Raw genomic sequence first — 6509 nt, 5'->3', positions numbered from 1 at the left:
ATGCTGGGCACCTTGCGACGATGCAGCCTCCGCGAACAAGTTTCCTCATGGGGACTCGGCGGCCAAGGTAGCCGAAAAGTCCTCGACCTCCTGGAAAACACGGCCGCTCTGGCGGCCTAAACTGCGAAACTCGAACTAAGGTCTGGCCGAAAATCGCCAGCGCGACCATCTGCTCGACCAGGAAACTGCGCGGCTGCCACATCTGCTCGCTCATCGCCAGTAGCGCCGTGAAATCTTCGACGACCCTGGTACCGTCATTCGCATGAGCCGCGACCGCTGCGTCGGCGGCCAGCAGTCGGCCGAGCTCGCGCATTTCCTGCGGTCCGATGAGATTTCCGCTGATAAGCGGCACGTTTTCGTCGACGGTCTGCGACGTCCCGCGCACCAGCCAATCGGCGCCCTGTTCGCGGAAATACTGGTTGTCCGCCGCATTGCCGAACAAATATCCCAGTCGCGGCTTTTGTGCGCCTTCGCGCACAAGGTGGATCGCGTCCTGGCGGCGCTCGACGATCGCCACGAGATCGTGCCAATGCTTGCCGGTCGGGCCTTCGTCGATCCAATTGAATTTGACGCGAGAATTGAGATCTTTGTCCGAATAAGGGCCGAGTTTGGTAAGCGCCTCGCGATACAGCGGCCACGCGGCGTCCCCCGGCACGGCCGCGCGTGCTTCGTTCGTCTCGATCCAGTAGTTGCGGTTGATCGCCGGCACGCTGAAATAGAAGCGGGCCATCATGAGCGAGTAAACAACAACAAAGGCGGCCGTCGCGCCGACGAGTGCTCGCAGCGTGAAGCGGGCCGCGTGCCACGGCAACGGCCGATTGCGGATCTTGCCGCGGCGGATCAACCGGGCGGCCTGGTCCGCAGGGCCGAAGTCCGTGGCCAGTTGCTCGGCCGTGCGGCCGGCGTCCAGACCCTCGGCGAAATGCGACAGCAGCTCGCGCGTGACATCCAGCTTTTCGCGCCGCCACAGCCGGGTACGCCGGACGATGGTGTACACAAGCGCCGGCAGTGGTTCGGGTAGCGTGGCAGCGGCGATCAAGGTGCGCGGGTCGAGCCGCGCCGACAGCTCGCCGCGCAGCGCATCGCGTGCCGGCGTATAGCGGGCCCGGCCGAACCAGGTTGTCGGCGGCGTGGGATCGTACATGTCGCGCTGATGAAAACAGGTGTGCCATGCTCACGCTGGCGTGAGCATGCTGCTTGTTAAAGTCGATGGATTCTCCGCCATGCCGGCATGGCCACGGCAAGCGTGGCCATGGCACCCGAAGCTCTTAGGACATGAGACAAACCATTAACCCGCCGCGCCGCCCAGTCCGGGGCGCAGCACGCCCAGCCCTTGCATCGCCCGAGCCACGGCTTGCCATTGCTCGACGTCGTGGGCCAGGCGCTTCCTGCCCTTGGTCGTGAGGGCGTAGTATTTCCGCGGGCGTGCCGACGACGACTCGCGCCACTCGGCCTTGACCAGCCCTTGCGATTCCAGGTTGTAGAGGAGCGGATAGAGAGTCGCCTGCCCCATGTCGAGCACGCCGTCGGATGATCGGGCCAGCGTTTCGATCAGCTCGTAGCCGTACTTGGCGCCCCCTTCGAGGAGCTTGAGGACCGCGACGGGTCCGGCCCCGCGCATCAGCTCGCGTTCGATTCGCATGGCCCGTGCCTCTTGGCTTGTCGTCTTTTGACTGTGCTGCTTGTGCTGCCTGTGTCTTACATACTATGCGTAACATAGCAAGGGAGCATTGCGGTTGTCAATCGAATTCTTCTCGGGAATCTGTGGCCACGACTTCTAAGAAAGCTTGACGGCGTGCGGCTACTCGTCGAAATCGGCCGCGGTGCTGTCCTTGCGATAGATCGGCAAGTGGCGGTAGTAGACCTCGAGGGTCATGGCGCACATGGCCGTGGTATAGAGCCGCCCGCCTTGTTCCGAGCTATGATCGCCCCCCAGGAACCAACTGCCGCGTTCATGTCCCTGGCGCGATTGTGCGTTGACCAGGAAGTCGCGCATCTTGTTGTTCCATTTGGTCCACTGCTCGCCCTCGTAGTGGTGCATGACCTGCGTGGCGTAGTAATTGAAGTACATGTTGTTGGGCGAGGGACCGTGTGCCGAGAGCATTTCGACGCCGCGTTCCAGCGCCGGTTCGTCGTGCTTCCAGCCGAGATACATGCGGCACAATAGACCAATGGCCGTGGTAGCCGGTCCCTTGCCGGGATTGACGTAACCGTACGTGGCACCGCTTTCGCCTTGTACCGAGTTCAAGAAGTTGACCGCCCCTTTGATCGTCTTGGGCGGAACATTCAAGTAGGCCATGTGAGCGCTTTTGAGCGCCATCAACTGCCAACCGAGCACGGACGTGTCGCCCGGCTGCTTGGGCGCGTAGCGCCAGCCGCCGCCGACGGGATCCTGGGCGTAGACGATGAAGTTGACGGCTTGCTGCGCGGCCTCGGCCAGGCCGGTGTCCTTGGTCATGCCATAGGCTTCGCACAGCGCGATCGACGCAAGCCCGTGGCCGTACATCACGCCCTGGTCGTAGGAAAGATCGCCGCCGTCGGGCCCGACTTTCATGCGGCTGACCAGGTAGTAAAGCCCGGCTTGCACGTTCTTCTTGTAGTTGCCTTGCAGATGAGTCTGGCCGGCGCCGAGAAAGGGCAATAGCGCGATGGCCGTGGCCGCGATATCGCCGTGTTCGAGCCTGCCGGCATTACCGCACCGCCCCTGGCAAGGCCCCGTGCGGTGGTTGAAACTCCAACTGCCGTCGGGATTCTGATGGATGGCGATCCAATTGAGCGCCATGCCGACGGCGTTCTCGCTCGCTTCCGTGCCGCCGCGTTCCATAGCCAAGGCCTTGCGCGCGCCGTCGCCGCGCCCTTCGAGCCCCTGACCGCCTGTCATGCCACCGGCCCCGCCACCACCGCTGGCGCCGAGCGCCTTGCCGAGATCGAGCACTTGCGCGCCGGCCAGCCCGATATCGCTCATGTCGCCGGGGCCACCGGGCGCCGCGGGAAGATCATTGAGCGTGCTGATATCCGTGCCGTCGGCGTCGGGCGAAAAAGAAATGGCGTCGGCCAAACCTTCGGTCTGCCCAAGCTCGGTCGCGCCCGGCGGAGCGTCCACGGTGACGATTTGATCGAGGTTCTGCCCGACTTCGGCGTCGGTGGCAACGAGATCCGCGACGTGTTTGACGATCTTTGCCGGCTCGACCATGAGCGCCAGCAAGAACAACAGCGTCATATGAAAGATCAAGCTGACCAGCCAACTGGGGACGACGGTCATCCAGTCGAGCCGGCCGACGCGATCGTCCAAGCCAGGGTCGTCGACCGCGGCCTTCTTGTCGCCCTCTTTCGATTCTTTGCTATCCGCCGCTTTGCTATCCGCGCTCGGGGCCTGGGGACTTGACGCCTTGGCCGAGGCAGCGGTGCCAGGCGATGAAGTGACCGCGGTCTTGCCGTTAGCTGGCGCAGCAGTCGCGGTCGGGGTGGATTTAGTAGCGTCGGCCACGGCCGTCGCGGCGGCATCGGGCGCTGGGACCGCCGCGCCTGCGTTCTCGTTCGGCAATGGCTTGTCGACCATGCGTGATCTCTCACTCCCCTGCCCACGCGTGCCGGAAGATTCGCTCGTCGCCGCTGCAGTAGGCAGAGCGAGAACCGTCTGGGCCAGGTCGAAAGGAGGCTGCCGTCCCCCCGAATTCGGGCGCAACCTCTCACCTATTTACCGTACACGATCGAGGGGCATATGCAAGGAAAGTCGGGTTGTAGCGGCTAACTCCCGAGACCATAACTCCCGGGGCTGGCGGGAAGCGGCCTTCACCGGGTACAATCAAACCCCTGATAAGACCTTAATACTAATACGGTGCGGATTTTCGGGAGAAGCGTGTTCCGATGGGGAAAAGCAAGAAAAAGGTCGAAGTCGTGTTCCTCGCCTGCGAGGAAACCGGCGACCTGAACTATACGATCCGTCGCAAGACGGGGGGCGAGAAGCTGAAACTGATGAAGTACTCGCCACGCCTGCGCAAGCACACGTTGCACGCCGAAAAGAAAAAGCGTTAGGCCGACAAGGATGGTCGTCCTGCGAGGGAACCAGGCTCTCGCACACCGGCAAGCTCGCGTCTAGCGTGCCTTCCACAGCACCAGACGCTCACTTGCCCCCGAAAACAAGTTCGGGGTATGCACAAGGCTAGTTCTTGAGGCAAGGAAATCCTCGCTAACAGGATCGTAATCCACCGCGTGCCAGCCTAACGCCCATAAGGTTGGCCCCGCGGGGCACACGGGGCCGACCAGTCGCGACAGTAGTTTTCTGCATACGAATCGCTTGGCGGACGAGACACCCGCCGCATTAGGTTCCAGTCACGGCGCACGTAGGAAAACCGCCGCTCTCGCGGCTGGCTTGCGGACTTGTCAGGAAGATATGTCGAAGCTGTGGCGCATTCATTCGCACGATGCCGACCGGATTCGCGCGCTGGAGCGCGCCGCGCGGTTGCCCCCGGTGGTGGCACGTTTGCTAGTAGCCCGCGGGCTAAGTGACCCGCAGTCAGCCCGGGATTTTCTCGAGCCGCGCCTGACGACGCTGCGCGACCCCGAGCTGCTACCCGGCGCCACGGCCGCCGCGGAGCATATTTTGCGCGCGATTACGGCCGGGCAGCGGATCATCGTCTATGGCGATTACGACGTCGACGGCATGACCGCCACCAGCCTGCTGTGGCAATGCCTGACACACCTGGGGGCGAATGTCGGCTATTACGTGCCGCATCGGCTGGAAGAGGGTTACGGTCTGAATCGCGAGACGCTAGCGACGCTCGCCAAGCAAGGCGCCAAGCTCGTCATCACGGTCGATTGCGGCATCGGCAGTGTCGCCGAAGCGCAGGCAGCCCGCGAATTGGGCCTCGACCTGGTGATTACCGATCATCATCAACCGGGCGCCACACTACCCGATGCCACGGCGATCGTCCACCCGCAGCTTTCAGGGCAAGCCTATCCTTTTCATGGACTGTGTGGCGCCGGCGTGGCTTTCAAACTCGCCTGGCTCGTGGCGAAGCAAGCCGCTGGCGGCCAGAAAGTCAGCGAGCGGATGCGCACGTTCTTGCTTTCGGCGCTGGGCCTGGCGGCGTTAGGCACCGTAGCCGACGTCGTGCCACTGGTGGATGAAAACCGCGTACTAGTGCAGCACGGGCTGATCGCGTTGCGCGAACGGCCGATGCTGGGCGTGATGGCTCTCATGCGCCGCGCCGAGCTCGATAAGAAGCCTCGACTCGACGCGGAAGATATCGCCTTCGCTTTGGCACCGCGTTTGAACGCCGCCGGGCGATTGGGGCAAGCACAATTGGCGGTCGAGCTGTTGATGACGCAATCGACGGAGCGCGCCGACATGCTGGCCGAGTACATCGATCAACTCAACGGCAGCCGCCAAAGTCTGGAACGCAGCATTCTGCTTGCCGCCGGTGCGCAGGCGCAGGCCCAGTTCGACGCCGGACAAGATGCGGCGCTCGTGCTGGCCGAGCGCGGCTGGCACCCCGGCGTGATCGGCATCGTGGCGGGCCGCCTGGTCGATCGGCATCATCGGCCCGTCGTGATGGTTGCCTTCGATGAAATGGGGCAGAAGCCTGGCACGGGATCGGCGCGTAGTATCCCTGGCTTCGACATTTGCCAGGCGCTCACGGCCTGCTCGACGCACTTGCTGACGCATGGCGGACATGCGGCCGCGGCCGGATTGAAGATCGAGGAGCGGAACCTGGAAGCCTTTCGCGCCGAGTTCTGCGAGCATGCGGCCGAAACGATTACCGCCGAGCAACGACAGGCCGAAATCTCGATCGACGCCGAGGTATTCTTATCCGAGCTGACGCTCGTGGCCGTCGAACAGATCGAACGGCTCTCGCCCTTTGGCCATTCGAACCCACGGCCGATTCTGTGCGCGACGAATGTCACGCTGGCCGAACCGCCGAAGCGCATGGGGGGAGGCGAGCGCCACCTGTCGCTCAAGCTGGCGCAGCACAAGACGACGCTCCGCGGCGTGGCATTTGGCGGCGGAGAATGGGCCGAAAGAATCGCCAGTTGCCCCGGCCCGTTGTCGGTGGCCTTTCGCCCGGTGATCAACGAATTCCGCGGCCGTCGCACCGTGGAGTTGCACGTAACGGACTGGCGTGCCGGTGCAGATGCGAAAGCAGCGAGCGTGTCTCTCGCGCAGGCGCAGTGACGAGCCACAACGGACCGTCTCGCAGCGCCATTCTTTACTCGCCACGGGTCAATCCCCGACCGACTCGACCTGCCCTGTAACATCGGCGCGTTCTTGGTACGAGTCGATCGCGGCTGGGTATTTCCTACGAGTTCGCGCAAAAGCAGAAAATAAACTTTGACAGCCATTAAAACGGGGGGATAATTCCAGCCATTATTGAGTCCTATCTAGATAATGGTCCATCAAGCGATCAGGTGTGTGTAGCGGAAGAAGGAATGTTTCAAGTAGGCGTCATGCTGCTGATTCGTGATCGATGATCGGATGGAGCGGCCCAGGTGCGCGGCGTCGTCCGGGA

Annotated in this window: 5 protein-coding genes; 2 read left to right on the top strand and 3 right to left on the bottom strand. The window is 63.0% G+C overall.

The annotated features are described in order from the left end of the window. From VHD36_22065 to VHD36_22055, 3 genes are all read right to left on the bottom strand, one after another. On the bottom strand, positions 1 to 1144 hold a 1144-nt coding region (locus VHD36_22065), incomplete at its 3' end, for a hypothetical protein (protein ID HVU90034.1). A 144-nt stretch (positions 1145 to 1288) separates the two neighbouring features. After that, positions 1289 to 1642 carry a helix-turn-helix transcriptional regulator gene (locus VHD36_22060; protein HVU90033.1) on the bottom strand — a complete coding sequence of 118 codons (354 nt, stop codon included), beginning with the start codon at positions 1640 to 1642 and terminating at the stop codon, positions 1289 to 1291. Between the two features lie 159 nt (positions 1643 to 1801). Next, a complete protein-coding gene (locus VHD36_22055) occupies positions 1802 to 3559 on the bottom strand; it encodes a prenyltransferase/squalene oxidase repeat-containing protein (protein ID HVU90032.1) in 1758 nt (585 codons plus the stop codon). Positions 3560 to 3867: 308 nt separating this feature from the next. On the opposite strand from VHD36_22055, the gene rpmG reads away from it, so the two are divergent. After that, positions 3868 to 4035 carry a 50S ribosomal protein L33 gene (gene rpmG, locus VHD36_22050; protein HVU90031.1) on the top strand — a complete coding sequence of 56 codons (168 nt, stop codon included), beginning with the start codon at positions 3868 to 3870 and terminating at the stop codon, positions 4033 to 4035. A 358-nt stretch (positions 4036 to 4393) separates the two neighbouring features. Further along, positions 4394 to 6175 carry a single-stranded-DNA-specific exonuclease RecJ gene (gene recJ / locus VHD36_22045; GenBank protein HVU90030.1) on the top strand — a complete coding sequence of 594 codons (1782 nt, stop codon included), beginning with the start codon at positions 4394 to 4396 and terminating at the stop codon, positions 6173 to 6175. Positions 6176 to 6509 lie beyond the last annotated feature (334 nt).

Source organism: Pirellulales bacterium, from assembly GCA_035546535.1.
Taxonomy (GTDB): domain Bacteria; phylum Planctomycetota; class Planctomycetia; order Pirellulales; family JACPPG01; genus JACPPG01.
This window is presented reverse-complemented; position numbering and strand designations above follow the sequence as displayed.

What these genes read in the sequence shown, in the direction of transcription:
- VHD36_22060 (HVU90033.1), bottom strand. Translation starts at nt 1,642, where the DNA reads ATGCGAATCGAACGCGAGCTGATGCGCGGGGCCGGACCCGTCGCGGTC.
- VHD36_22055 (HVU90032.1), bottom strand. Translation starts at nt 3,559, where the DNA reads ATGGTCGACAAGCCATTGCCGAACGAGAACGCAGGCGCGGCGGTCCCA.
- rpmG (HVU90031.1), top strand. Translation starts at nt 3,868, where the DNA reads ATGGGGAAAAGCAAGAAAAAGGTCGAAGTCGTGTTCCTCGCCTGCGAG.
- recJ (HVU90030.1), top strand. Translation starts at nt 4,394, where the DNA reads ATGTCGAAGCTGTGGCGCATTCATTCGCACGATGCCGACCGGATTCGC.